The sequence below is a fragment of the Bradyrhizobium sp. genome (genome assembly GCF_035652035.1).
Lineage (GTDB): Bacteria > Pseudomonadota > Alphaproteobacteria > Rhizobiales > Xanthobacteraceae > Bradyrhizobium.
Genome location: NZ_DASREO010000072.1, coordinates 67,026 through 91,000, shown reverse-complemented (window position 1 = coordinate 91,000; position 23,975 = coordinate 67,026). Strand labels below are relative to the sequence as shown.

Below are 23,975 nucleotides of genomic sequence, written 5' to 3'. Positions count from 1 at the left end.
GTTCGAGACGGTGCTGCGCACCTCCTCACCATGAGGATTGCTATTTCCCCAACACCAGCTCTTCGACGTCGCGCAGTTGTTCCTTGCCGAAGAATATTTCATTGCCGACGAAGAATGTCGGAGAGCCGAACGCGCCGCGATCGACGGCTGCTTGCGTATTCTCGATCAGTTTTGCCTTCACATCGGCTTCGCCCGCGCGGGCGAACAACCTCGCTGCATCGAGGCCGGACGCCGTCAGTGCGGCAAGAGCAATTTCCGGATCGTCCATCTTCTTCGGCTCGACCCACATGTGATGAAAGGCGGCGTCGACGTATTTTTCAAACACGCCTTCGAGCTGAGCCGCCACTGCGGCGCGCATCAAATTGAGCGTATTGACCGGAAAGAAGGGATTCCAGGTGAAGGGTTTGACGCCGAAGCGCTTCAGGAAGCGCTTGGTCTCGATCACCTGGAATTCGCGCTTGTTCTTGATGCCGGCGAGCGTTTCCGCGGGAGACTTGTTGTTGGTGGCCTTGAAAATGCCACCCAACAGGATCGGCACGTATTCGAACTTCATCCCGATCCGTTGCTCGATCGCCGGGATTGCCTCATGGCTGAGGAAGGCGTTGGGGCTGCCGAAATCGAACATGAATTGTGGAGCGGTGGTGCCCATGACGGCCTCCCGGATGGCTTTATGGCTTTCCTTACCAACCCATTGTGGCGCAACCAAAGACGCCCGTCCACTGGGTTCGATGACGACCGTCATACTTTGGCGGTCGTCTATCGTCCAATCACGCCTGGGTGGGAACGCGATCGCTGAAAGCAAGCTTGACGATGTGGTCGCGAATATCGACGGGCCATGCGGCGATCAGTTCGCCGAAGCGCCGCCGATCGTCGGCAAACAGCGCCCGCGAGGCCTCTTCGAATCCCACTCGATTGCCGGCCATGGTCGACATGAAGTGATAGGCCGCGTCGCGCGCTGCTCGTTGCCGGTCGCGGTCGCCATTGGCGCGCCGCGCCTCGTCGACCAGTTTTCGCAACGCGACCGACGCGCCGCCGGGCCGGGCGTTGAGCCATTCCCAATGCCGCGGCAGCAACGTCACCTCGCGCGCGACCACGCCCAGTTTCGGACGGCCGCGGCCGCGCGGCTCGCTCGCCTGCGTTTCCGGCTCGACGGGCGCTGGCGCCGTCTTGGGGAGCCGGGCGACGATTTCCTCGTCCGATCCGCGCAGGTCGAGATCGAGCGAGCGGCCGGTCGCATCGCTGAAAATGACGATCGGCGCAGCCTGGCCGGCCCGCCTCACCGCGAGTGCGACCTCGGCGAGGGTCCCCGTGACGAGGCGCCGCTGGCCCTCAAAGGCCGTGAAACTTGGGGTCATTTGCAGTTATCCTATGCTGGCGCAATTAATACCCGGGTATAATTAGGTTGTCAATATCACCCGGGTAAAATCTCGCTCCCTTCGGATGCGCCCCGCGTCTGTCCTTCTTGACGCCCTGATCGCTAATCCGTCCAAGGCCTGATACGGGAACACCCGGGAAATTCGTGGTTGGGGGATATCGATGCTGACGGTCCATCATCTCAACAATTCGCGCTCGCAGCGGGTGCTTTGGCTGCTCGAAGAGCTGGGCGTGCCTTACGAGATCGTGCGCTATCAGCGTCAGCCCGACATGCGCGCGCCAGCGGAGCTGCGCGCCATCCATCCGCTCGGAAAATCGCCTGTTATCACCGATGGCGGAAACACCATCGCGGAGTCGGGCGCGATCGCCGAATACCTCGTCGGCACTTACGGCAACGGCCGCCTGATCCCGCCGCCGGATACGCCGGAGCGTTTGCGCTATACGTATTGGCTGCACTACGCCGAAGGCTCGGCGATGCCGCCGCTGTTGCTGAAGCTTTTATTCACGCTGATGCCACGGCGCGCGCCGGCACTTTTGCGTCCCCTGGTGCGCAAGGTCTCCAATCAGGCGATGACCGCGCTCGTCAACCCGCAGCTCAAGCTTCACATGGCGTTCTGGGAAAGCGAACTGGCGAAGAGCGAATGGTTCGCAGGCGACGATTTCACCGCCGCCGACATCCAGATGAGTTTTCCGCTTGAAGCAGCAGCGGCGCGCGGCGGCCTCGAACAAGGCCACCCCAAGGCGATGGCGTTTCTGGACCGTATCCATGCGCGCCCCGCTTACCAACGCGCGCTCGAAAAAGGCGGACCGTACGCCGTCGGGCGCTAGTTACTCGCCGGCCGCCTCGGAGCCGCGGGTGCGCGGATCGGGCGCGCCGAGCAATCCGGCTGGCGTCACCTCAATCGAATTCGCCGAGGTCTGGCCCATCGGCTCGACAATGTGATGTCCTTTGGCCTTCAGCGCTTCGAGCGTGGCTTCCGGGAAGCCGCGTTCGATCCGCACCTCGTCAGGAAGCCACTGATGATGCAGTCGCGGTGCGGCCACGGCGGCCGCGACGTCCATGTGGTAGTCGAGCACGTTGACGATCACTTGCAGCACGGTGGAGATGATGCGGCTGCCGCCGGGTGATCCCGTCACAAGTACCGGCTTGCCGTCTTTCAGCACGATGGTGGGCGACATCGACGACAGCGGCCGCTTTCCCGGCCCCGGCAGATTGGCATCGAAGCCGACGAGACCATAGGCGTTGGCTGCGCCAGGCGCTGCCGTGAAGTCGTCGAGCTCGTTGTTGAGCAGGACGCCGGTGCCTTCAGCGACGAGGCCGACGCCATAGCTGAAGTTCAGCGTATAGGTGTTGCTGACTGCATTGCCAAAGCTGTCGATGACCGAGAAGTGCGTCGTGTTGCTGCCTTCGCGCGGCGGCGCGGCCGACACCGCGTCAGCCCACGGTGTCGCGTGATCGAGGTCGATGCTGGCGCGCTGCTTCGCCGCATATTCCTTGGTGACGAGGGTCGCGACCGGCGCGCTGACGAACGCAGGATCGCCCAGATAATGCGCGCGATCGGCGTAAGCCCGCTTCATCGCCTCGATCAGCACGTGCAGCGAAGTCGGCGAGCCCTGCTTCATCTGATCGAGCGGAAATCCTTCGAGGACGTTGAGCGTCTCGACCAGCACGGTCCCGCCGGACGAAGGCAGCGGCATCGAAACAAGGTCGTAGCCCCGATAGGTGCCGTGCACGGGGGTACGGATCACCGGTTGATACGCCTTGAGATCATCCGTGGTGATGATGCCGCCCGCGTCTGAAATTGCGTGCACGAGCTTCTCGGCAACCGGCCCTTCGTAGAAGCCGCGCGGGCCTTGGGCAGCAATGGCCTCCAGCGTGGTGGCAAGATCGGCCTGCACCAGGGTATCGCCCTCGCGCAGCGACGTTCCATCCGCGCGCGAGAAGATTTTCGCCGATGACGGCCAGCGCGCCAGCCGCCGATGCCAGTCGGGCAGGGTGTCGGCGCTGTCGTCGGTGATGACAACGCCGTTGCGGGCGAGATCAATCGCCGGCTGGACCAATTGTGCCAGCGTGAATTTTCCGGAACCATATCTTTCAAGCGCCAACGCCAGGCCCGCAGGCGTGCCGGGGATTCCAATGCCGAGCGCGGAATCGCGCGATTTCGCATTGTCCGGTTTGCCGTCAATCCCAAGGAAAATGGTCGGCGTGGTCGCGGCCGGGGCGGTCTCGCGATAATCGATCGCGATATCCTCGTGCCGCTCCGCTGAATGGATCACCATGAAACCGCCGCCGCCAATATTTCCGGCGCGCGGATAGGTCACCGCCATGGCAAAACCGGTAGCGACCGCAGCATCGACGGCGTTGCCGCCGCGTTTCAAAATATCAGTGCCGATCCGCGCCGCCGTCTTTTCCTGCGCCACCACCATGCCGTGGTCGGCGGCAATGGCGTGGACGGCGTCAGCGGCGGGAGGCGTGTAAAAGCCGCGGCGCTGCTCCTGCGCACCTGCCGGCGTCAGCAACGACAGAACGAGCAGCGTCGCGGCAACGATCCGCGGCGTCATCAGAGAGGCCATGAACATTCCTCCGTTCAGCCGGCAATATGCCAAGGCTGAATGTCGGTGCAGATGCTACATGGCCCGTTCAGATGGGAGCAAACGCCAACCGCGTGAATCGCAGCGGGATATTTTTTGCGCGCGACCCTTGCAAGCGCCGGCCGTGAGCTTAATGGCGGAAGTGCCGCACGCCGGTAAACACCATGGCGATGTTGTGTTTGTCGGCAGCTTCGATCACTTCATTGTCGCGCATCGAGCCGCCTGGCTGGATCACCGCGGTCGCGCCGGCCTCGATGCAGGCCAGCATGCCGTCAGCGAACGGGAAGAAGGCATCGGAAGCGACGACCGAGCCTCTGGTGAGCGGCTCGGCCAGCTTCAATTCGCGCGCCGCATCCTCGGCCTTTCGTGCCGCGATGCGCGCGGAATCCACACGGCTCATCTGGCCCGCGCCGACACCGACCGTGGCGAGGTCCTTCGCATAGACGATCGTGTTCGACTTGACGTGCTTGGCAACGCGGAAAGCGAACATCAGGTCGCGCATCTCGGCTTCGGTCGGCGCGCGCTTGGTTGCGACTTTCAACGTCATGTCGTCAACGACCGCGTTGTCGCGGCTCTGGACGAGCAAGCCGCCCGCGACCGTCTTGGCGGTCAGCCCGATCGCGCGCGGGTCTGGCAATCCGCCGGTCAGGAGCAGTCGCAGATTGCGCCGTTTGGCGACGATCGCGATCGCTTCTTCGCTCGCTTCCGGCGCGATGATGACCTCTGTGAAGATTTCCGTGACGGCCTTTGCCGTTTCCGCATCCAGTGAGCGGTTCAGCGCGATAATGCCGCCATAGGCCGAGGTCGAATCGCAGGCAAGCGCGCGGCGGTAGGCGGTGGCGAGATCGGGGCCTTCGGCGACGCCGCAGGGGTTGGCGTGCTTGACGATGACGCACGCCGCGGTGCGCTTGGGATCGAACTCGGCGACGCATTCGAACGCGGCATCGGTGTCGTTGATGTTGTTGTAGGACAATTCCTTGCCCTGCAGCTGCAGCAAGCTGGAGACGCCGGGCCGTCTTTCAGGCAGCCGATAGAATGCCGCCTTCTGATGCGGATTTTCGCCATAGCGCAGGGCCTGGATCAGCCGCCCGCCAAAGGCGCGGAATTCCGGTGTCTCGATGTTGAGTTCGCCTGCGAACCAGTTCGAGATCGCCGCGTCATAAGCCGCGGTGCGCGCATAGGCCTTGGCGGCAAGACGCCGCCGCAGATGCAGCGTCGTTGCACCCTGATTGGCCTTGAGTTCGTCGAGAACAGCCTGGTAGTCGCTCGCGTCGACCACGACCGCGACGTCGTTATGGTTCTTTGCCGCGGCACGAATCATCGCCGGGCCGCCGATGTCGATGTTCTCGATGCACTCCTCGAAATCGGCGCCTTTGTCGACGGTGGCTTCAAAAGGATAGAGGTTGACGACCAACAGATCGATTTGCGCGATGCCATGCGTCTTCATTGCGTGGGTGTGATCCGCTTTATCGCGGATCGCGAGCAGCCCGCCATGCACCTTCGGATGCAGTGTCTTGACCCGCCCGTCCATCATTTCCGGAAAGCCGGTCAGTTCCGAGACGTCCTTGACCTTCAACCCCTCAGCCGCGATGGCTTTCGCGGTGCCGCCGGTTGAAATGAGTTCGACGCCGTGCAGCGCGAGTGCGCGGGCAAATTCGAGCAGTCCTGATTTGTCGGAAACGGAAAGCAGAGCGCGGGTGACGTGGCGCAGTTGATCGGTCATGGGCAAGATCCTCTGTTCTCAAGAGTGCTTTTGCCCAGGCGCGCGGCGGATCCTCTCACGCTTCCCGATGGTGCTCCATCCAAGGTCGCCAGTCGCGCGAGCGATGCGCTGATTAGCAGCTTTGGGGGGCGTCCACAACGGCGAGGTCCGGCTTACCCCGTATCCTGTGCAGCATAGCTATAGCGGCAGTTCCGGCTCGCGGCGGACGTTACGCCTTGCGGCTGTCGTCGATGGCGAAGATGTCGACCGCACAAAACTCCAGCGGATCGACGGCGCGTGCTGCGAATTCTGCCGGATGACGATCTGGGCGCTGCGGCGTGGCCCGTCATTGCCCGCCAGAAATACGCTGTCCTCAAGTTCGACCCTGTCGTCGAGCGCCTCGAAGGTCCAGACGTCGCGGTTCGGCAACACCAGCATGACGCCGCGGGCATCGCTGAGACGGCTCGCCTTTACCGACGGATGAAGATGGAACCGCAACACGTAGTCGGTTTCGCTGGCCTTGCTTCGCCCGTCCGACGCCAGCACCACGGTGTCTTCGCCGTCCAGCCGCGTGCCGTCCGGCGCAAGCATCAGCGCCCGGCGGTGAATCACGCCGAAGCGATGGACGTAGCCGTCATGTGACGTCGTCAGCAGTGCGCCATTGGCGACGGCTTCGCGATAGCTTTCGACGTCCGTTGGACCGCTGACGATCGGTGCACCCTGCAAGAGCCGCTTCATCGCCGACAATTCAACGAACTGGCAGGACGAGGTCTCGTGATACGTCAGCGTCGAATGCGCCGCCGTGCCCCTGGCGAAGCTGCGCCAGTTGTCGCGGCCGGTCGACGGCATGCCGCAATTGGTGACGATGCGGCTCGTGCCCGACGACAGTTCAAACGAAAGACAGCCGGCATGGGCGTCCTGGCTGACGCTCGGCGGTGGCGCCGGCCCGGTATCCATGATCAGAATCGTGTTGCCGGCATCGAGCCGCTGGAAACCGGTATGCGACATGTTCGACATTGGCGCGCCGTGGGTGTCGTCATAAGCGAGCAAGGTCGCGAGCACGTCCGAAGGCGTGCCGCTCATGCCGTTGAACAAAGCGAAGCTGCCGTCGCCGTGCCTGAAGAAGCGCAGCATCGGCATCATGCGGTCGATCGCGTTCAACAGGGCCGGCGGCGGCGCGATGTTGCGGGCCGCGAAGGTCTGACGCAGCGGCAAGAGATCGGTCAGAAGCTCGATCAGCGCGCCGGGATTGCGCGAGATGTGGCCGCCATCCGGCAGGATCTGTCGTTGCAATTCCTCCGAAAGCTTGCGCGCGGCGGCGCGAATGTGCTTCGCCTGATTGGCAAGGCAGAGCGAGGCGTAGCAAAGCGCGATCAGCACCTGCAGCTTAGGCACGCCGTCGACGATATCGATCGTCGCTGAACGCAGGTAGCGGATTTCGCGGGCAAGCCCGCGCAAGTAGCGCCGGTAGAACTTGCCGTCGGTGTCGCCAAGAACGAGCGGGGCCTGCGATAATAAAGAAATGACGCGGCGCGCCAGCACGTCGGCACGACGCGCCATCGGGCGTTTATAGTTCGGGTTCGACAGCCAGTCGTCGACCAGTGCGCGGGCATTGGCGCGGGTGAGCGCGGTGTCGGCGGCGCGCAAGTGCCGGAGCCATCCGAAACCAAGAAGGGCAACTTCCCAATCCTCCGACGGAGGTTCGATCTCGAAGATCGAGCGGCCGTGGCAGGTGACGATCTTGCCCGCGAAGACGAAGCGGCCGGCATAGATCTCGGCGGCGCGTGTCGCATCCGCCGTGCGCAGGTCGTGCGGGGCGATGATCAGGCGGTCGGTGCGGCCCGGCCACAGAGACGACAGCGCGACAGAGCCGCCGCTTGCCCGCGCCATCAGGTTGCGTGCAACGCGGCCCAGGATCAGCGTCGAGATACGTCTGCGTTGTGACACGCCCTGCCTTGGCTGGGAGGATTCTTTCCGGGCCCCTTTTAATCCGGAAATGTCGCCAAGACACCACCTTGAATGGGCGCGAATCAGCACATCGGACCCAAAAACCAGTGCAAAATCAGGATTTAGGCGGCAATCGACCTTCAGTTGCGCCGGACCAGGGCTCCGATTCCGAAGTTCGCAAACTCCCGAGGCGACCTCTGATGCGAACTTCGGAATCAAGGGAGCCCTGGCAATTTGTTGTTTCTGGTGCGGCTTTGAATTTGAAGTTCCTATCTCGAATTTGCCGCGACACTGATAGGAACTTCAAATTCGCCGCACCAGCCGCGCTGCGTAAAAGCCGTCAAGGCCGCCAAGCCTCGGGTCCGGGTGGGGCAGGTGGCAGGGCAGGGTGCGCAGGTCGCCGTCGCCGTTGAGGATTTGGCCAAGCCCCGCGACCTCGCCGGCCTCGATCGGCACGCGCTGCATCGAAGCCTCGGCCCGCAAGAGATCTGCGATCGCCTGCTCGCCCTCTTCAGGCTCCAGCGAACAAGTACAATAAACGAGCATGCCGCCCACCTTCAGCGCCGCGACCGCGCGTTGCAGCAGCCGCTTCTGCACGGCCGCCAGCGGCGCAATGTCGGACTCCTGCCGCAGCCAGCCGATGTCGGGATGACGCCGGATCGTTCCGGTCGAGGTGCAGGGCGCATCGATCAGGATGCCGTCGAAGCCTCCGTCCTGATTTTGGCCAAGCCACTCGGCGCCGTCGGCCACCACAAACCGCGCTTCCAGCGACAGCCGTGTCAGGTTGTCGCGCAGCCGCGCCATGCGGGCGGGCGAGCGGTCGACCGCTGTCACCTGCGCGCCGCCATGAACGAGCTGCGCCGTCTTGCCGCCGGGCGCGGCGCAGAGATCGACAATGGTCTTGTTCGCGATGTCGCCGAACAGACGCGCCGGAAGCGCCGCTGCGGCGTCCTGCACCCACCACTGGCCTTCGGAAAAGCCGGGCAACATCGTCACCGAGCCCTGCAAGAGCGTGCGGACCGATCCGGTGGGCAGCGTTTCGCCGTGCAGGCGGCTCGCCCATTGCGCGGGATCGGATTTCACCGTGATGTCGAACGAAGGCTCCTGCCCGATCGCGTGTGCAATGTCGCTCGCGGTGGTCGCGCCGTAATGCGCCGACCAGCGTGCGAACAGCCATGGCGCGACGTCGAGATTTCTCGATTTCACCTCATCGATCAGCGGCTGGCCTTCGCGCGCGCAACGGCGCAGCACGGCATTGACGAGGCCGGCGTATTTCGCCGCGCGCCGGTCCGACTGCACCAGCCTCACCGAAAGATCGACCGCGGCATGGTCCGGCACATCCATCCAGAGAATCTGCGCCGCGCCAATCAAAAGCGCGCTTTGCGCGCGGGGCGCATCGGTCGGAATGCCGCGATCAAGAAGGCGTGAAAGAATATGCCCAAGGGTGCCGAGCCGCCGCAGGATAGTCGCCACCAGCCGCCGCATCAGCGCGCGATCGCGATCGGAAAGACTTTTCAGACCGGGATGGGCCGAGGCGCCGTCGAGCTGCTCATCGAGCGTGCGATGCTTGTGCAGGACGCCATCGAGAATGTCGGCTGCGATCCGACGCGCCGCGAGGCCGGGCGCTTCAGTTGGCAGAGCGAATCGTTGCGGGGGCATGGAACGGGCACATCTTGTATTTCTGCGCAGCAATTCGCATTTCGGGGAAGCAGGAATCGCTTTGGCATCAGAATATGCCAAATGTAAGAATCGGCTGTATGACTTCAGGCGAATGGCGATGACCGACGATCCATCACAACCCGATTCGGCCACTTCCGCAACGGAACGCAAACCTCTTTCGCCTGCGGCCCAGCGCGCGCTCGCCGAAGCCGAAGCGCGGCGGAAGGTTAGGGCCGCTGAGGCGACGTCGTCGCCGAAAGAGTTTCAGGGTCCGAAGGGCCCCGAGCCGACGCGCTACGGCGACTGGGAGAACAAGGGCATCGCCTCGGATTTCTGAACAGAAATGGTCAGCGCGTCACCACCACGGGGGTGCCGATCGAAACCCGCTCATAGAGATCGCTGATGTCGCCGTTGAGCATCCGGATGCAGCCATAGGATACGAAACCGCCGACCGAGCCCGGCACGTTTGTGCCGTGGATGGCGTATTCGCCGCCGGCGAGCGTCATGGCGGCGACCCCCATCGGATTACGCGGCGAGCCACCGGGAATGAGGTCGGGAATGCTCGGCTTGTCGCGCTTCACTTCGGCCGGAGGCGACCAGGCCGGATTGCGATACTTGCCGCTGATCCGCGTGGTGCCGGCCCATTGCTTGCCGGATTTGCCGACGCCGACGGGATAACGAACTGCGCGGCCGGACTCGAGGATGAGATAGAGGCGGCGCTCGTTGGTTTTGACCACGATCGTCCCCGGCGAATATTCGCCGCTGACCCCGACCATCTCGGGGCGTGCGGATGCGGTATTGGTTGCCAGAAGCCCCGCTCCGATGGTGGCCGCTGCCACCGCCATCCTCAAAGACATTGATCTCTCCAATACGTCCGCAAAATTCGCCAGCTCGCAAGCAGCCGGTTCCGCATCAAATATTAACCGCGCCCCTTAACCCGGCGTTGTGCACGGGCGCCCGGACACGCTGTTTTCGAGGGGCAGGAAAGAAAATGTTCGAAACAAAGTAAATGACCGGAAAACCACAGTCCTTTGGGAAACGTCCCTCAGGCGCCCGCCCTCGAATGACAATGCCGTGACAGCGGCGGTTGCGGCCTTGGTTTCGGCGCGCGAAAATGCCTGTCATCCCACGCCGCCAGTCGCAGTCTCCCGCGCCGAATATTTTCGGACGATGAAGATGCCGCTGAGTCTAGCGATGAGTCAAACAGCGCGCCCAAATCGGCGCGCTGTGATTCCTTCTCCCAACAACCAGACTTGGCCGCTTACGCCGTCGTTCGCTTGTTCTGGCGGTTCTTGACGAGATCATCGACCACGGCGGGATCGGCGAGCGTCGAGGTGTCGCCCAGGCTTGCCGGATCGTCTTCGGCGATCTTGCGCAGGATGCGCCGCATGATCTTGCCGGAACGGGTTTTGGGCAGACCCGGCGCGAACTGGATCTGGTCGGGTGAGGCAATCGGGCCGATCTCCTTGCGCACCCACGTCACCAGTTCCTTGCGCAGTTCCTCGCTCGGTTCGGTGCCGGCCATCAGCGTGACATAGGCATAGATGCCCTGGCCCTTGATGTCGTGTGGATAGCCGACCACGGCCGCTTCTGAAACAAGCGCATGCGCCACCAGCGCGCTTTCGACTTCCGCGGTGCCCATGCGATGGCCGGATACGTTGATGACGTCGTCGACGCGGCCGGTGATCCAGTAAAAGCCGTCGGCATCGCGGCGGCAGCCGTCGCCGGTGAAGTATTTTCCCTTGAAGGTCGCGAAATAGGTCTGCTCGAAGCGGGCGTGATCGCCATAGACGGTGCGCATCTGACCGGGCCAGGATTTCGCGATGCAGAGATTGCCCGTCGCCTCGCCCTCCAGCACTTTACCGTCGCCGTCGACGATCTGCGGCACCACGCCGAAGAACGGCCGCGTCGCCGAACCCGGCTTGAGTTTCGTGGCGCCGGGCAGTGGCGTGATCAGAATGCCGCCGGTTTCGGTCTGCCACCAGGTATCGACGATCGGGCAGCGGTTGTCGCCGACCACGCGGTGATACCACTCCCAGGCTTCCGGATTGATCGGCTCGCCGACCGAGCCGAGCAAACGCAGCGAGGCGCGCGAGGTCTTCTGCACCGGCGCATCGCCGCCCTGCATCAGCGCGCGGATCGCGGTCGGTGCGGTGTAGAAGATGTTGACCTTGTGTTTGTCGATCACCTGCCAAAACCGCGAATTATCCGGGTAATTCGGCACGCCTTCGAACATCAGCGTGGTCGCGCCGTTCGCCAGCGGCCCATAGAGAATGTAGCTGTGTCCGGTGACCCAGCCGACGTCGGCCGTGCACCAGTAGATGTCGCCGTCGTGATAGTCGAACACGTATTGGTGCGTCATCGCGGCGAACAGGAGATAGCCGCCTGATGTGTGCAGCACGCCCTTCGGCTGGCCGGTCGAGCCCGACGTATAGAGAATGAACAGCGGATCTTCCGCGTGCATGTGTTCGGCCGGGCATTCCGTCGTCACGACAGCAGCGGCCTCGTGGTACCAGAAATCGCGCGACGGGTTCATGTCGACCTTGGCGCCGGTGCGCTTCACCACGACGACCCAGTCGACGCCATTGGTCTTGGCGATCGCGGCATCGACATTGGCCTTCAGCGCGACCTTCTTGCCGCCGCGCAGGCCCTCGTCAGCGGTGATGACCACCTTCGACTGGCAGTCGTTGATGCGTTGCGCCAGGCTGTCGGGCGAAAAGCCGGCAAACACCACCGAGTGAATGGCGCCGATCCGCGCGCAGGCGAGCATCGCGTAAGCGGCTTCCGGAATCATCGGCAGGTAGATGGTGACGCGGTCGCCCTTCTTCACATTGCGCGTGCGCAGGATGTTGGCGAACTTGCAGACCTCGTCATGGAGCTGCTTGTAGGTGATGTGTCTGGACTCGGAAGGATCGTCGCCTTCCCAGATGATGGCGGTCTGGTTGCCGCGCTTGTCCAGATGGCGGTCGATGCAGTTCCAGGCGACGTTGAGCACGCCGTCCTCGAACCACTTGATCGAGATGTGGCCGGGCTCGAAAGAGACGTTCTCGATCTTGTGCGGGGCCTTCATCCAGTCGAGGCGTTTGGCCTGTTCCGCCCAGAAGCCGTTGGGATCCTTGACCGAACGCGCGTACATGTCCTTGTACTTGGCGTCGTCCACCCAGGCGCGCTTCGCCCATTCGGCCGGTACGTCGTAGATTTTCTCGGACATTTTCGATCCCTCCACCCGATTGCGGTCCTTCAAGCGTGACGCACCGCCGTCTTCATTGTTGGCGTGATTATGTGCCCGCACCGATGATGCCGACAAGGGTAACGCGTACGACCTTCGGCGGGCTTTTTTGTTGCGCCCGATCAATTCGAAGGCGATGCGCGTGAGCGCTCCAAAAAATACCCCCTCGACGCTGCCCCTGGACCGGGTTCCAGCCCGCAGGGCAGGGCTGCATTCGGCCAGAAAGGTAATTAGAGACCGTATCCGGAAAAGTTGGGGGCTGGTGCGTTAAGTCATTCCCCCCTAAATGGCCCCTTTGGCGGCAAAGACCGCCGGGAACAAGGTCGAGCAAATCGGCATTAAGCAGGGTCAGCGTTGGAGCAAGGCATCTAAGACTATGACGGATCAGCAGAATTTTGAGGTGGTGCCAACGGGCGCAGCCGGTCCGGACGTAGCTTTGGCGAAAGCCCTGGGACAATGGCCACCGGCGGAGAAGCTCGCGCCTGCCAAACCGAGGCGCCCGCGGCGCAGGATAGCCAAGGCGACCGCGCCGCCGGTCGAAATTTTGGCCAAGGAACTGGGCCTCACCCTCGGCGAACAGCAACAACTGACGATCCGCCGCATCAAGCGCGGCAAGGGCTATTCCTTCGTGCGCGCCAACGGCTCGCATATCCGCGATGCCAGAACCATCCGCCGTCTGCATGCGATGGCGGTGCCGCCGGCCTATCGCCACGTGCGCTATTCGCCCGATCCGAATTCGCATCTGCAGGCCGTGGGGCGCGACGCCGCCGGCCGGCTGCAATATCGCTATCACGCCGACTGGGAAAAGGTCCGCGAGCACCGCAAGGCGCATCGCCTCGCCAAGCTCGTCGGCGCGCTGCCGAAGATCCGCCGCCACGTCAACATGCATCTCGCCGGCAACGAGCCCACGCGCGAGTTCGCGCTGTCGGCGGTGATCGAACTGATTGCGCGCACCGCGATCCGCCCGGGCAACGAGACCTACGCGAAGATGAACGGAACGCGCGGCGCCACCACGCTTTTGAAGTCCAACGTGACGCTGGAGGACGATTGCTTCGTGCTCTCGTTCAAGGCCAAGGGCGGCAAGGCCGTGCGCAAGGAATGCGATGCGGCCAAGCTCGTGCGCGCGATTCCGATTTTGCGCACGCTGCCGGGCAGGCGCCTGTTCCAGTATCGCGACGCGTCCGGCACGGTGCGCACGGTTTCGACGACGATGGTCAACACGTTCCTGCGCGAGATCGCCGGCATCAAGATTTCGCTGAAGGATTTCCGCACGCTGATGGCCTCTGCCGTGGTGCTGGAATCGCTGTCGCATGTTTCGCCGGCGTCCAGCGAACGCGGCCGCAAGCGTCAGGTTAATGACGCGATCCGCGCCGCCGCGGACCGGCTCTCCAACACGCCCGCGATCTGCCGCAAGAGCTATGTGCACGACACCATCGTCACTGCGTTCGAGGGCGGCGTCCTCGAACGTATTGCGGCGACGATGACGGGCCGCCGCACCCAGAAGAAGCGCGAGCAGCTGCTGGCGCAGGTCGTGGTCGCGGCAGCGGCGTAATCTTTCCGTCATTGCGAGGAGCGCTAGCGACGAAGCAATCCAGCCGGTTGCTTTGCTGTACTGGATTGCTTCGCTTCGCTCGCAATGACGCGGCTCGTCATTCTCGCAAGACAATTCGCCCCCGAGTTCTGCAAATCATCATCGCCCCCCATCATAGAGGGCGCAGGGAATGCCGGGCGCACGACGCGCCCGCAGCCTCGCACGCAAAAGAAAAAAGCGTACGAGTTAGTCACCGCAGGTTCGCCAGAGACACTCCGGCATTCCCCGCGCGAATGGTTTTAACGGTTTCCTTCGTGCTCTCCCTGGTGAACCGGGCTTTCTTGCCACCATCGCCTTGCAGATCATCCTGCAACGCTTGACGCCAGCGTCGGGGCGTCAGGACCACACGACTTCGCCGTCCGCCTCTCGCGCGTTCGTCTGATGCGCGACAAGCGTCCACCGCATCCCGCGCCCAACGTTCAGTGACGATCGGCCAAACGCCCCTCTTAAGCAGAGCACAGGACGCGCGAACAGGTGCCAGTGATTTGCCCGACGCCACAAGCGAAAAGTTTGCGGCGGATGACGATGGGCAAATCGGTCCGACATGTCTCGAAGTTGCGTCAGAAGAGCACCATCATTGCCGACTACGGAAATCATTGGATGGTCGCAATTTGAACTATCTTTTTGACCGTACGAGAGAGCTTTCGATGCACTAGTGGCCCTGCGGCTCTTAGCAACTACGAGTCACTGTATGAGACCAATCACTGCATCAGCAGTTTGCCTATGCGCCCTCATTTCCGGTGCCGTGCAATCGGAGCGGGGGCCGAGACCCGGTCCGCCTCTACGGGACATATCCAGCTGTAAACTTGCGCCAGTTGATCAGGATCATCTCCTTGTGGTCGCGGGGGTGATGGAAGGAGATACGTTAGCAAACCTGCAGCTTGGAGATCCCGACGCAATAAGCACAGTGGTTCGCGTTGAAGTCGAAGCTGGATCACGTCCGTTAACGGTCGTTCTGGAGTCAGAAAACTCTGTGATCTGGGATTTTGAAGGGGCTGTAGAGCGAGTCGAGAGTGCGATCGTTGTTGCAAACGGCGGAAGGCATCCAGTGGCCGCCCGGGGTTTGCCGGAGCAAGCGATCCGATTTCCAGACCTGGCCGGCTGCCCACCGGTGATCTTACCGCCCTGGCAGAAAAGACATAATGTCGAAGCCTACTTTGGCCGCACAGCCGATCGCGTAACATTCGAGGGTAAAGTGAGATCGCTTAAGTTGCCGGACGGCGAGTTCATTATGCCATCCGGGTTGGAGCGAGCGAATGCGCGGGGGACCGAGCGCGAGCTTCTCATGTATCATCCTGGGGGCTTGCGCATCGTCGATGCCAAGTCCATCGTTTCCTCTGCGCCCGTACTTGAGCCGGAAACGCTTCCAGCGGAAGCCGGACTTCTCCAGCTTGAGAAGACCGGAGCGATACGAAGGCTGGAGAGCTTTGAGAAGGAGTTAGGCGGAGGCAGGGGAGTCGACTACGCAATTTTGCGCGAAATGATGCTGCCTCCCGGTCTGTTCGGCGCTCATTCCAAGAATTTTCTTGTTCTCGCAGGAGTGCCTGCACCTCACGGCAACGTCGGCCACGGTTGCTTGTTTTTTGTGGATGACCCACGGAAGGACAGCGGTCACTGTCGTAGAAATTTTTAGTCATGCAAGGAAATCCTTGCTTCTTTCTCTGCCGGCACCGCGCTGGCGGCCCATCCCTTTATGACGACGGTTAGTTACGGCGCGTTGGCGCGACGAGCGATCAGCTCTTGATTGTCTCGAATTTCGCCTGCGCCCGCCGCCGTGTCCCGAACCACCAATAAAGCCAGGCCGTCACCAGTCCGCCGAACGGATAGAACAGCATGAACGGCTCGGTGAGCCAGCCCGCGAAGAAGCCCCAGAACTCCTCTTGCATCGGACCTGAGTTCGGACCGCCGGTCGCCCATGCGAGCCTCGCGACCGGCAGGAACACAATGGCGCCGATCAGAAAGCCCAGCAGGCAAACCATCCAGCGGGTCACGGGCATCAATCGTGAGAGCAGGAAAAGCGAAGGCAGAAACAGAAACAACATCGACCCGTAGGAAATCACGCAGGCCGCAACCAGCAGCAGCAAAAAGGCGCCGATGACGGCCAGCCCTGGATTCCCCACCACCGGCGCCATGATGGCGCAGCCGATCACCGGCATCACCAGGGGCGCCAACCAGAAGCCTTTCCAACTGAAGTGCATCGTCGTTGCTCCGCAATTCCCGCTGCTCATTGGTCGAGCGCTGCGGGCGACGACGCCTGCGACATGTTGGCACAAGCGACGAATGCGATCAGATGGCCTGTCGCCGCGTCCCGAGCCACCAGTAAAGGTTGGCGGTCACAAATCCCGCGATCGGAAAAACCAGCATCAGCGGATCGGTGGCCCAGCGTTCGAAGAAGGTGAGGAAGCTTTCGGTGGGAGGTCCGGAGTCCGGCCCGCTTGACGTCCACGCCATCAACGTCACCGGCACGATGACAGCCGCGCCGAGCACAAAGCCGAGCAGGCTGACCATCCAGCCCGTTGCCGGCCTTAGCAGGGACAGCACGAACAGCGCGGGCAGAAACAGAAATGTCGTCGCTGCGTAGGAGATCAGGCAAGCGGGGATCAGCAGGATCAGGAACGGCAATACGACCGGGCCTTCGCCTTGCATCAAGGGCGCCATGACGGCGCTCAGGACCAAGGGTATCGGCAGCGGCGCCAGAATGAGGGCTTTCCAACTAAAGCGCATCGTTCCACTCCGCAATCGGGTCTGGCGTTTCGACGAGTGTTGACGTCATTGCCTGCGACAAAAGCAAAGCGTTTGCGCAAGGGAGCGTGAGCGACGAAGCAATCCAGAAGCTCGCGATTCCTTTTTGACTGGATTGCTTCGCTTCGCTCGCAATGACGGCCCGGCGCTTCGGCGCCCACAGAGTCCATAAAAGACAAAAGTCTAAAAACTAAAGTCTGACCTTACTTCACTCACTTGTAACTGGCACGCCGAATTTTTCCGGACGTAAGACGATGATGTCGTGGCTCGCTCGCGACCGGCGCGAGAGCCCACGCACATCGACGACTTTGCTCAACGTTAGCAGGAGTGTTGTCATGCGAGCGTTCGCTCTCGCCCCCATTGCGCTTTTCATTTCCACTTTGCTGGCGCCGGCGGCGATCGCCGCCGACGAGCACGAGCCCAATATCAAGGGCCTTTACCTGATGACCGACTATCCCGCGGTCACGATCAGGCCGGGCACGACGTCCAACATTCCGCTGCGTCTTCAGGATTACGGCCTCGCGCCCGAGCGCTATCAGCTCTCGGTCTCGGGCGTGCCGAGCGGCTGGACCGCGACCATTCTCGGCGGCGGTCAACCGGTTGCGGCCGCAATGCCGGCGCCCGACAAGGACGTCACGTTGCAGCTGCGGCTCGATGTTCCCGCAAACAGCAAGCTCGACCAGCAGACCCTGACGGTCGAAGCAAAGGGACAGGGCACGCAGACGAGCCTGCCGATTCAGGTCGCGCTCGCCAAGGAATTGCCCGCCAAACTGACGGTGAAGGCGCAACTGCCGTCGCTGCGCGGCAGCCCGAAATCCAATTTCGAATACACGCTGAACATCAAGAACGATTCCGGGCGTAACCTGAATGTCAGCTTCGGTGCGCAGGCGCCGGAAAATTTCGAGACCTCGTTTACCGAGGCCTATGGCAGCCAGGAACTCTCCTCGATCCCGATCGACGCGGGTCAATCCAAGGACATCAAGCTCCATGTGCGACCGCCAAGCACGGTTGACGCCGGTCATTTCCCGGTGACGGCGACGGTGAAGGCGGGAGATGCTTCTGCTAGCACCGACCTTTCGCTCGATGTGGTCGGCCAGCCGCGCCTGCAGGTCGCCGGACGCGACGGATTGTTGAGCGCCCGCGCGGTTGCCGCGCGGCAGACCTCGATCCCGGTCGTCGTCACCAACACGGGCAGCGCGCCGGCCGAGAACGTCAAGCTGTCGGCGAGCTCGCCGTCGGGCTGGAAGGTCTCGTTCGATCCGGCCACCATCGATCGCCTGGTGCCGGGCAAGGAGGCCGAAGTGCAGGCGCGGATCACGCCGAGCGACAAGTCGCTCGCCGGCGACTACATGGTCGCGGTCAACGCCAATTCGCGCGGTGAAAGCGCCAACAGCCAGTTCCGCGTCACCGTCAACACCTCGACCGTGTGGGGCATGGTGGGAGCGGGCGTCATCGGCGTCGCGCTGCTTCTGATGCTGACGGCTGTCGTGAGGTTCGGACGGCGATGAGCGATATCAGCAACGACGTCACCCCTCCGCCCTTGCCAGTCATCTCGGCGAAGGGCCTCACCAAGCGCTATGGCAACGCCAGCGCGGTCGACAACATCTCCTTCGATATCAAGAAGGGCGAAGTGTTCGGCCTGCTCGGCCCCAACGGGGCCGGCAAGACCACGACCATCCTGATGATGCTGGGGCTCACCGAGATTTCAGCAGGCCGCATCAGCGTGCTCGGATTTGATCCGGCGCGCCAGCCGCTTCAGGTGAAAGGGCGCGTCGGCTATCTGCCGGATTCGGTTGGCTTCTACGACCATCTGTCGGCGGTGGAAAACCTCTCCTACACCGCCAAGCTGATGGGCCTTTCATTCAGGCAACGAAAGCGAAGGATCGAGAAGGCGCTGATGCGCGTGAACCTCCACGATGTCGCGCATCAGCGCGTCGCGACCTTCTCGCGCGGGATGCGCCAGCGGCTCGGCCTTGCCGAGATCATCGTCAAGAAGGCCGAGATCGCCATTCTGGACGAGCCGACCACCGGCCTCGATCCGCAGGCGACGCTGGAATTTCTCGAACTGATCCGGGAATTGAAGCGTGAGGGCATCACGGTGCTGTTGTCGTCGCATCTGCTCGATCAGGTGCAGCGCATCTGCGACCGCGTCGCGCTATTCCAGGCAGGGCGCATCGTGCTGATGGGCTCGGTGGCCGAGCTGTCGGTTCAGGTGCTGGGCGCGGGCTTTGTGGTCGAGGTCGAGGCGGAAGGCGCCGGCATCGTGCAGCGGCTCGCCACCATTCCCGGCGTCACCAATGTTGAACGGCTCGCGGAAGATCGCTTCCGCATGACGGCCGAGCGCGACGTTCGCCCCGATGCCGCGCGCGCGGTGGTTGCGGTGAACGGATCGTTGAAGCGGCTGTCGGTGGATGAACCGTCACTCGAGGCGATCTACGCCCGCACCTTCCAGGGCAAGCAAGCGGGAGACGAGCGTCATGCGGCGTGAGGGCTCACCATTCCAGGGCCTTGGCACCGTGTTCGCCAAGGAACTGACCGACAATGTCTCCAGCGTTCGCATGCTGATGCTGGAATTGCTGATCGTGCTGACGGCGCTCGCAGCGCTCTATGGCGCAATCAGCAATCTGCGCACCAATACGGCGGAGGATCCGTTCCTGCTGCTGCGCCTGTTCACGCTGTCGAGCGCGCCGCTGCCGTCCTTCGTTGCGATCCTCGGATTCCTGATCCCGCTGATGGCGATCGGTCTCGGCTTTGATTCCGTCAACAGCGAATTCAACCGCCGCACGCTGTCGCGGATTCTCGCGCAGCCGATCTACCGCGACGCGCTCTTGGCCGGAAAATTCCTGGCGGGCCTCGCGACGCTTGCCGTCAGCCTCACCGCGCTTTGGCTGCTGGTGATCGGGCTCGGGCTGATCTTCCTCGGCGTGCCGCCCGGCACCGATGAAATCTTGCGCTCGCTGGTGTTCCTTGTCATTGCGATCTTCTATGCCGGCGTGTGGCTCGCGCTCGCAATGTTGCTGTCGATCGTGTTCCGTTCGGGCGCGACGGCAGCGCTGGTGGCGCTCGGCATCTGGCTGTTTTTGACCGTGCTGTGGCCGATGCTGGCGCCGGCGCTGGCGCAGATCATCGCGCCGCCCGATCCGCGCTACGCTGCGCTCGGCCTGGACACGCCGGACACGGCGATCTGGGCCCAGTTCCTGCTGCGCATTTCGCCAAATGACTTGTTTGGCGAGGCGATGCTCGCGATCCTGTCGCCGACCACGCGCACGCTGGGCGCGGTGTTCCTCGAACAGCTCCGCGGCGCCGTCATGGGGGCACCGCTGCCGCTGTCCGAAAGCATCATGATCGCCTGGCCGCAGACGGTCGGGCTGATCGCATCGACCATCGTGCTGTTCGTCGCCGGTTACATCCTGTTCCAGCGGCAGGAGGTGAGGGCGTGATATCTTATGTCGTCCCGGACAAGCGAGCTCCTGGCAACGCGAAGCGTTGTCCAGTGCGAGCGCGATCCGGACCCATAACCACAGGCGGTCATGTGGCGCGAAAGCCGTCGAACAGCGTACTCAAATCCACGGGCCGCGGCGTATGGGTCCCGGCGTTCGCCGGGACGAGGACGAGCCCGCTCTTACATCCCGCCCATCTTGCAGACGTATTTCCATTCGTCCGCCGTCACCGGCTGCACCGAGAGGCGGGAGTATTTCACCAGCGCCATGGCGGAAAGCTTCTTGTCCGCCTTGATCGCGGCCATCGTCACCGGCGTCTTCAGCGGCTTGTCGGCCTTGATGTCGACGCAGACGAATCTGCCGGTCTTGTCGGTCGGATCGGGATAGGCCTCCTTGATCACCTCGGCGATGCCGACGATCTCCTTGCCCTCGTTGGAATGATAGAAGAACGCCTTGTCGCCCTTCTTCATGTTCACGAGATTCTGCCGCGCGGTGAAATTGCGCACGCCGGTCCAGGCCTCGCCCTTGGCGCCCTTGGCGACCTGCTGATCCCACGACCAGGTCGAAGGTTCGGATTTCACCAGCCAGTAGTTCATGACGCACCACCCGTTCGTCATGGCCGGATTTATTCCGGCCAACCACGTCTTTGTCTCCCAAGTAAGAAAGCAAGACGTGGATGGCCGGGTCAAGCCCGGCCATGACCGTGACATATGCCGCTCTTGTTACATTCAATCGCGTCCCAGCGAAGTTATAACCGCCGTCAAGGGGGACGCCGATATGCTGGTCAATCGCCGCAAATTCGTGACACTGGCCGCAGCTAGCCTTGCATCGCCGGCCGTTCTTGCGGCGACGCGCCCGATCAAGGCGATCGCCTTCGACGGCTTTCCGATCACCGATCCCCGCCCGTGTTCGCCAAGGTCGAAGACCTCTTTCCCGGCAAGGGCCGCGCGTTGAGCGACGCCTGGCGCACGCGGCTGTTCGAATATACCTGGCTGCGCTCGCTGGGCGGACGATATATCGACTTCTGGCACGTCACCGAGCAATCGCTGATCTTCGCCGCCAAGGCGTCCGGCATCGATCTGACCGCCGAACAGCGCGACGCCTTGATGCAGACATGGCTCACGTTGAAAGCCTGGCCCGACGTCGCGCCCGCTTTGAAGGACTTGAAGGCGGCGGGCATCCGCATGGCCTTCCTCGCCAACCTCACGGCGCCGATGCTGGATGCGGTGGTGAAGAACTCCGCGCTTGAAGGTTTCTTCGAGCCGCATCTGTCGACGGATCGGGTTCAAGTCTTCAAGCCCGATCCGCGCACCTATCAGATGGGCGTGGACGCATTCAAGCTGCCGAAAGAGCAGATCGCGTTTGCGGCCTTTGCCGGCTGGGATGCGGCAGGCGCCAAATGGTTCGGCTATCCGACCTTCTGGGTCAACCGGATGAAGACGCCGGTGGAAGAACTCGATGCCAAGCCGGACGGCATTGGCGAGGGGATGGCTGATCTGGTGACGTTCATGCTGGGGTAGCTCACCCCTCCGCCTTGAACGGGCGGGTCAAGAGGCTCTGCACGGCATCGTCGATCGTGACCGCGCCGCGCAGGATATCTGCGACCGCATTCGAGACCGGCATGTCGACGTTTTCGGCCGCCGCGAGCTCCACCAGCACCGGCGCGGTGAAGGCGCCTTCGGCGAGCTTGCCGGCCGGCGGCGGCTCGCCGCGGCCGAGCGCCTGTCCCAGTGCGAAGTTGCGCGATTGCGGGCTCGCACAGGTCAGGATCAGGTCGCCGAGGCCGGAGAGGCCGACCAGCGTCTCGCTTCGTGCGCCGAGCGCGCGGCCGAGGCGGGCGAGTTCGGAAAAGCCGCGTGTGGTCAGCGCGGCCTGCGCCGAAGCGCCGAGATTTTTGCCGACCGAAATGCCGGCCGCGATCGCCAGCACGTTCTTGGCCGCGCCGCCGATCTCGACGCCGCGAACGTCGCTCGTGTGATAGGGCCGGAACGTCGCCGAGCCCAGCGCCTGCACCAGATCGCTCGCGAGCTTTTCGTTCTCGGCCGCGAGCGTCACGGCGGTCGGAAGTCCGCGCGCCACGTCGCTGGCAAACCCTGGTCCCGACAGGATCGCCGCCCGCGACTTCGGCGCCACTTCCGCGATCACCTCGGTCATGAACTTGTGGGTGCCGCGCTCGATGCCCTTGGCGCAGGCGATGAGCGGCGTGCCGTCTTTCAAATGCGGCGCCAGCGCTGCCACAGCCTGGCGCAGGTTTTGCGCGGGCGTCGCGATCAGAATGACGTCCGCCGCTGCGGCGTGCGCGAGGTCGCCCGTCACCTGAATGTTCGCGTGCAGGGTGACGCCGGGCAGTTTCGGATTTTCACGCGCGGATGCGATGGCCTTGGCCGTCTCGGCGCTCCGCGCGCAGAGGATCACGTCGCGGCCGGCGCGCGCGGCGACGCCGGCGAGTGCCGTTCCCCATGCACCCGCGCCGATCACCGCAATGGAGTTGAAGGCGGTCATGGATGGCCTCTCAAAATCCCGCCCGCGTGTTGGCGTAACCGGAAGGCGCCGTCGCGCCGGCGTCGAGCAGCCAGCGCGCCCGCGGCGCTGTGTCCATCGTGTCGGTCAGGCCAAGCGCCAGCCGCTCGGCGCCGGCCCAGGCGATCATCGCGCCATTGTCTGTACAGAGCGCAGGCGGCGGAATGATGAGCGTGGTCTCGGCTTTGGCGGCGACTTGCTGCAGCGCGCCACGGATCGCCTGATTGGCGGCGACCCCGCCGGCCGCGACCAGCGCGCGCGGCGGACCGAATTTTTCCTCGAACAGTTTTAAGCCGACGCTCAACCGGTCGGCGGTCGATTCCAGCACCGCCGCCTGAAAACTCGCGCAGAGATCGCGGACGTCCTGTTCGTCAAGCGGCGTCCGCCGCGCGGCCTCGTTGCGCACAGCCGTCTTCAATCCGGACAAGGAGAAATTGGCGTCGTCGCGTCCGAGCATCGGCCGCGGCAAGGCGAAGCGCGCCGGATCGCCACCGCGCGCGGCGCGTTCGACTTCAGGCCCGCCGGGATAGGGCAGGCCGAGCATCTTCGCGACCTTGTCGAAAGCTTCCCCGATGGCGTCATCGACCGTGGTGCCAAGCCGCACATATTGGCCGACGCCGGTCACCGCGACGATCTGGGTATGACCGCCGGAGGCGAGGAAGAGACAATAGGGAAACGCCAGCGCGCAGGTGAGCCGCGGCGTCAGCGCATGCGCCTCGAGATGGTTGACCGCGATCAGCGGCGTATTGTGCACCATCGCGATCGCCTTCGCCGTGGTCAGGCCCACGATCACTCCGCCGATCAGGCCGGGGCCGGCGGCAGCCGCGACCGCCGACAACTGTGCGAAATTCACGCCGGCCTCCTTCATCGCGGTGTCGACGATGCCGTCGAGCAGATCGACATGGGCGCGCGCGGCGATTTCCGGCACCACGCCGCCATAGATCGCGTGCTCCTCGGTCTGCGACCGCACGATGTTCGACAGGATCTTGGCCGTGCCATCGCTTGCGCGCTCGACCACGGCGGCGGCGGTTTCGTCGCAGGTGGTCTCGATCCCCAGCACCAATGTTCTTAGCGTCTCGGCCAATATGATCTCTTGTGCTTTCTGCCAATCCGCCTATTCGGTAGCATTGCCGACTTGTACGGTGCAATCCTGTAGGCCAGGTGTCCCCCTCATCCTGA

The 23,975-nt window shown here is 63.2% G+C and carries 22 protein-coding genes and 1 riboswitch; of the genes, 9 read left to right on the top strand and 13 right to left on the bottom strand.

Annotated elements, in window-relative coordinates; all coding sequences use genetic code 11:
• Nucleotides 1-40 precede the first annotated feature (40 nt).
• Together VFB05_RS18400 and VFB05_RS18395 are read right to left on the bottom strand one after the other, a co-directional pair.
• Nucleotides 41-649: a 2-hydroxychromene-2-carboxylate isomerase gene (locus VFB05_RS18400; RefSeq protein WP_325014632.1), complete on the bottom strand. Its 609-nt coding sequence runs from the start codon at nucleotides 647-649 to the stop codon at nucleotides 41-43.
• Between the two features lie 118 nt (nucleotides 650-767).
• Nucleotides 768-1,355, bottom strand: a complete 588-nt coding sequence (locus VFB05_RS18395) for a DUF2239 family protein (protein ID WP_325014630.1) — start codon at nucleotides 1,353-1,355, stop codon at nucleotides 768-770.
• 181 nt (nucleotides 1,356-1,536) lie between these two features.
• Here VFB05_RS18395 and VFB05_RS18390 point away from each other — a divergent pair, with 181 nt between their 5' ends.
• On the top strand, nucleotides 1,537-2,202 hold the full coding sequence (locus VFB05_RS18390; RefSeq protein ID WP_325014628.1) for a glutathione S-transferase: 666 nt from the start codon (nucleotides 1,537-1,539) through the stop codon (nucleotides 2,200-2,202).
• Here VFB05_RS18390 and ggt read toward each other — a convergent pair whose 3' ends face one another.
• The 4 genes from ggt to VFB05_RS18370 form a co-directional block, all read right to left on the bottom strand.
• Complete coding sequence (ggt, locus tag VFB05_RS18385; RefSeq protein ID WP_325014626.1) at nucleotides 2,203-3,948, bottom strand: gamma-glutamyltransferase; 1,746 nt, start codon at nucleotides 3,946-3,948, stop codon at nucleotides 2,203-2,205.
• Nucleotides 3,949-4,096: 148 nt separating this feature from the next.
• Nucleotides 4,097-5,689, bottom strand: a complete 1,593-nt coding sequence (purH, locus tag VFB05_RS18380) for a bifunctional phosphoribosylaminoimidazolecarboxamide formyltransferase/IMP cyclohydrolase (RefSeq protein WP_325014624.1) — start codon at nucleotides 5,687-5,689, stop codon at nucleotides 4,097-4,099.
• A gap of 25 nt (nucleotides 5,690-5,714) precedes the next feature.
• Nucleotides 5,715-5,795, bottom strand: a riboswitch (ZMP/ZTP riboswitch).
• A 71-nt stretch (nucleotides 5,796-5,866) separates the two neighbouring features.
• Nucleotides 5,867-7,558, bottom strand: coding sequence for a heparinase II/III family protein (locus VFB05_RS18375; protein WP_325014989.1), 1,692 nt, complete (start codon nucleotides 7,556-7,558; stop codon nucleotides 5,867-5,869).
• 360 nt (nucleotides 7,559-7,918) lie between these two features.
• Nucleotides 7,919-9,274, bottom strand: a complete 1,356-nt coding sequence (locus tag VFB05_RS18370) for an RsmB/NOP family class I SAM-dependent RNA methyltransferase (RefSeq protein WP_325014622.1) — start codon at nucleotides 9,272-9,274, stop codon at nucleotides 7,919-7,921.
• Nucleotides 9,275-9,392: 118 nt separating this feature from the next.
• Here VFB05_RS18370 and VFB05_RS18365 point away from each other — a divergent pair, with 118 nt between their 5' ends.
• Complete coding sequence (locus VFB05_RS18365) at nucleotides 9,393-9,611, top strand: DUF1674 domain-containing protein (protein ID WP_325014620.1); 219 nt, start codon at nucleotides 9,393-9,395, stop codon at nucleotides 9,609-9,611.
• 10 nt (nucleotides 9,612-9,621) lie between these two features.
• On the opposite strand, the gene VFB05_RS18360 is transcribed toward VFB05_RS18365, so the two are convergent.
• Both VFB05_RS18360 and acs read right to left on the bottom strand, forming a co-directional pair.
• Complete coding sequence (locus VFB05_RS18360) at nucleotides 9,622-10,131, bottom strand: L,D-transpeptidase (RefSeq protein ID WP_325014618.1); 510 nt, start codon at nucleotides 10,129-10,131, stop codon at nucleotides 9,622-9,624.
• A gap of 404 nt (nucleotides 10,132-10,535) precedes the next feature.
• Nucleotides 10,536-12,485 carry an acetate--CoA ligase gene (gene acs / locus VFB05_RS18355; RefSeq protein ID WP_325014616.1) on the bottom strand — a complete coding sequence of 650 codons (1,950 nt, stop codon included), beginning with the start codon at nucleotides 12,483-12,485 and terminating at the stop codon, nucleotides 10,536-10,538.
• A gap of 394 nt (nucleotides 12,486-12,879) precedes the next feature.
• On the opposite strand from acs, the gene VFB05_RS18350 reads away from it, so the two are divergent.
• Together VFB05_RS18350 and VFB05_RS18345 are read left to right on the top strand one after the other, a co-directional pair.
• Complete coding sequence (locus VFB05_RS18350) at nucleotides 12,880-14,055, top strand: DNA topoisomerase IB (RefSeq protein WP_325014614.1); 1,176 nt, start codon at nucleotides 12,880-12,882, stop codon at nucleotides 14,053-14,055.
• A gap of 889 nt (nucleotides 14,056-14,944) precedes the next feature.
• The gene (locus VFB05_RS18345; protein WP_325014612.1) at nucleotides 14,945-15,727 is read left to right on the top strand and encodes a hypothetical protein; all 783 of its coding nucleotides are present in this window, start codon (nucleotides 14,945-14,947) and stop codon (nucleotides 15,725-15,727) included.
• Nucleotides 15,728-15,827: 100 nt separating this feature from the next.
• Here VFB05_RS18345 and VFB05_RS18340 read toward each other — a convergent pair whose 3' ends face one another.
• Nucleotides 15,828-16,292, bottom strand: a complete 465-nt coding sequence (locus VFB05_RS18340) for a hypothetical protein (protein ID WP_325014609.1) — start codon at nucleotides 16,290-16,292, stop codon at nucleotides 15,828-15,830.
• 88 nt (nucleotides 16,293-16,380) lie between these two features.
• Nucleotides 16,381-16,818 (bottom strand): hypothetical protein, encoded by a 438-nt coding sequence (locus tag VFB05_RS18335; RefSeq protein ID WP_325014607.1) that lies wholly within the window; start codon nucleotides 16,816-16,818, stop codon nucleotides 16,381-16,383.
• Between the two features lie 353 nt (nucleotides 16,819-17,171).
• Between VFB05_RS18335 and VFB05_RS18330 the strand changes: the two genes are divergently transcribed.
• The 3 genes from VFB05_RS18330 to VFB05_RS18320 are packed head-to-tail and all read left to right on the top strand — an operon-like array spanning nucleotide 17,172 to nucleotide 20,276.
• Nucleotides 17,172-18,344 carry an NEW3 domain-containing protein gene (locus VFB05_RS18330; protein WP_325014605.1) on the top strand — a complete coding sequence of 391 codons (1,173 nt, stop codon included), beginning with the start codon at nucleotides 17,172-17,174 and terminating at the stop codon, nucleotides 18,342-18,344.
• Complete coding sequence (locus VFB05_RS18325) at nucleotides 18,341-19,324, top strand: ABC transporter ATP-binding protein (protein ID WP_325014603.1); 984 nt, start codon at nucleotides 18,341-18,343, stop codon at nucleotides 19,322-19,324. Before VFB05_RS18330 ends, VFB05_RS18325 begins: the two co-directional genes overlap by 4 nt.
• Entirely contained in the window at nucleotides 19,314-20,276 is a 963-nt protein-coding gene (locus tag VFB05_RS18320; protein ID WP_325014601.1) for an ABC transporter permease, read from the top strand. The genes VFB05_RS18325 and VFB05_RS18320 overlap by 11 nt, the downstream gene beginning before the upstream one ends.
• 182 nt (nucleotides 20,277-20,458) lie before the next feature.
• Here VFB05_RS18320 and VFB05_RS18315 read toward each other — a convergent pair whose 3' ends face one another.
• Nucleotides 20,459-20,872 carry an EVE domain-containing protein gene (locus VFB05_RS18315; RefSeq protein WP_325014599.1) on the bottom strand — a complete coding sequence of 138 codons (414 nt, stop codon included), beginning with the start codon at nucleotides 20,870-20,872 and terminating at the stop codon, nucleotides 20,459-20,461.
• Between VFB05_RS18315 and VFB05_RS18310 the strand changes: the two genes are divergently transcribed.
• Both VFB05_RS18310 and VFB05_RS18305 read left to right on the top strand, forming a co-directional pair.
• Nucleotides 20,871-21,230, top strand: coding sequence for a hypothetical protein (locus VFB05_RS18310; RefSeq protein WP_325014596.1), 360 nt, complete (start codon nucleotides 20,871-20,873; stop codon nucleotides 21,228-21,230). The genes VFB05_RS18315 and VFB05_RS18310 overlap by 2 nt on opposite strands.
• Nucleotides 21,182-21,796: a haloacid dehalogenase type II gene (locus VFB05_RS18305; protein WP_325014594.1), complete on the top strand. Its 615-nt coding sequence runs from the start codon at nucleotides 21,182-21,184 to the stop codon at nucleotides 21,794-21,796. The genes VFB05_RS18310 and VFB05_RS18305 overlap by 49 nt, the downstream gene beginning before the upstream one ends.
• 1 nt (nucleotide 21,797) lies before the next feature.
• On the opposite strand, the gene VFB05_RS18300 is transcribed toward VFB05_RS18305, so the two are convergent.
• Together VFB05_RS18300 and tsaD are read right to left on the bottom strand one after the other, a co-directional pair.
• Nucleotides 21,798-22,778: an NAD(P)H-dependent glycerol-3-phosphate dehydrogenase gene (locus tag VFB05_RS18300; protein WP_325014591.1), complete on the bottom strand. Its 981-nt coding sequence runs from the start codon at nucleotides 22,776-22,778 to the stop codon at nucleotides 21,798-21,800.
• A 10-nt stretch (nucleotides 22,779-22,788) separates the two neighbouring features.
• On the bottom strand, nucleotides 22,789-23,880 hold the full coding sequence (gene tsaD / locus VFB05_RS18295; RefSeq protein ID WP_325014589.1) for a tRNA (adenosine(37)-N6)-threonylcarbamoyltransferase complex transferase subunit TsaD: 1,092 nt from the start codon (nucleotides 23,878-23,880) through the stop codon (nucleotides 22,789-22,791).
• Nucleotides 23,881-23,975 lie beyond the last annotated feature (95 nt).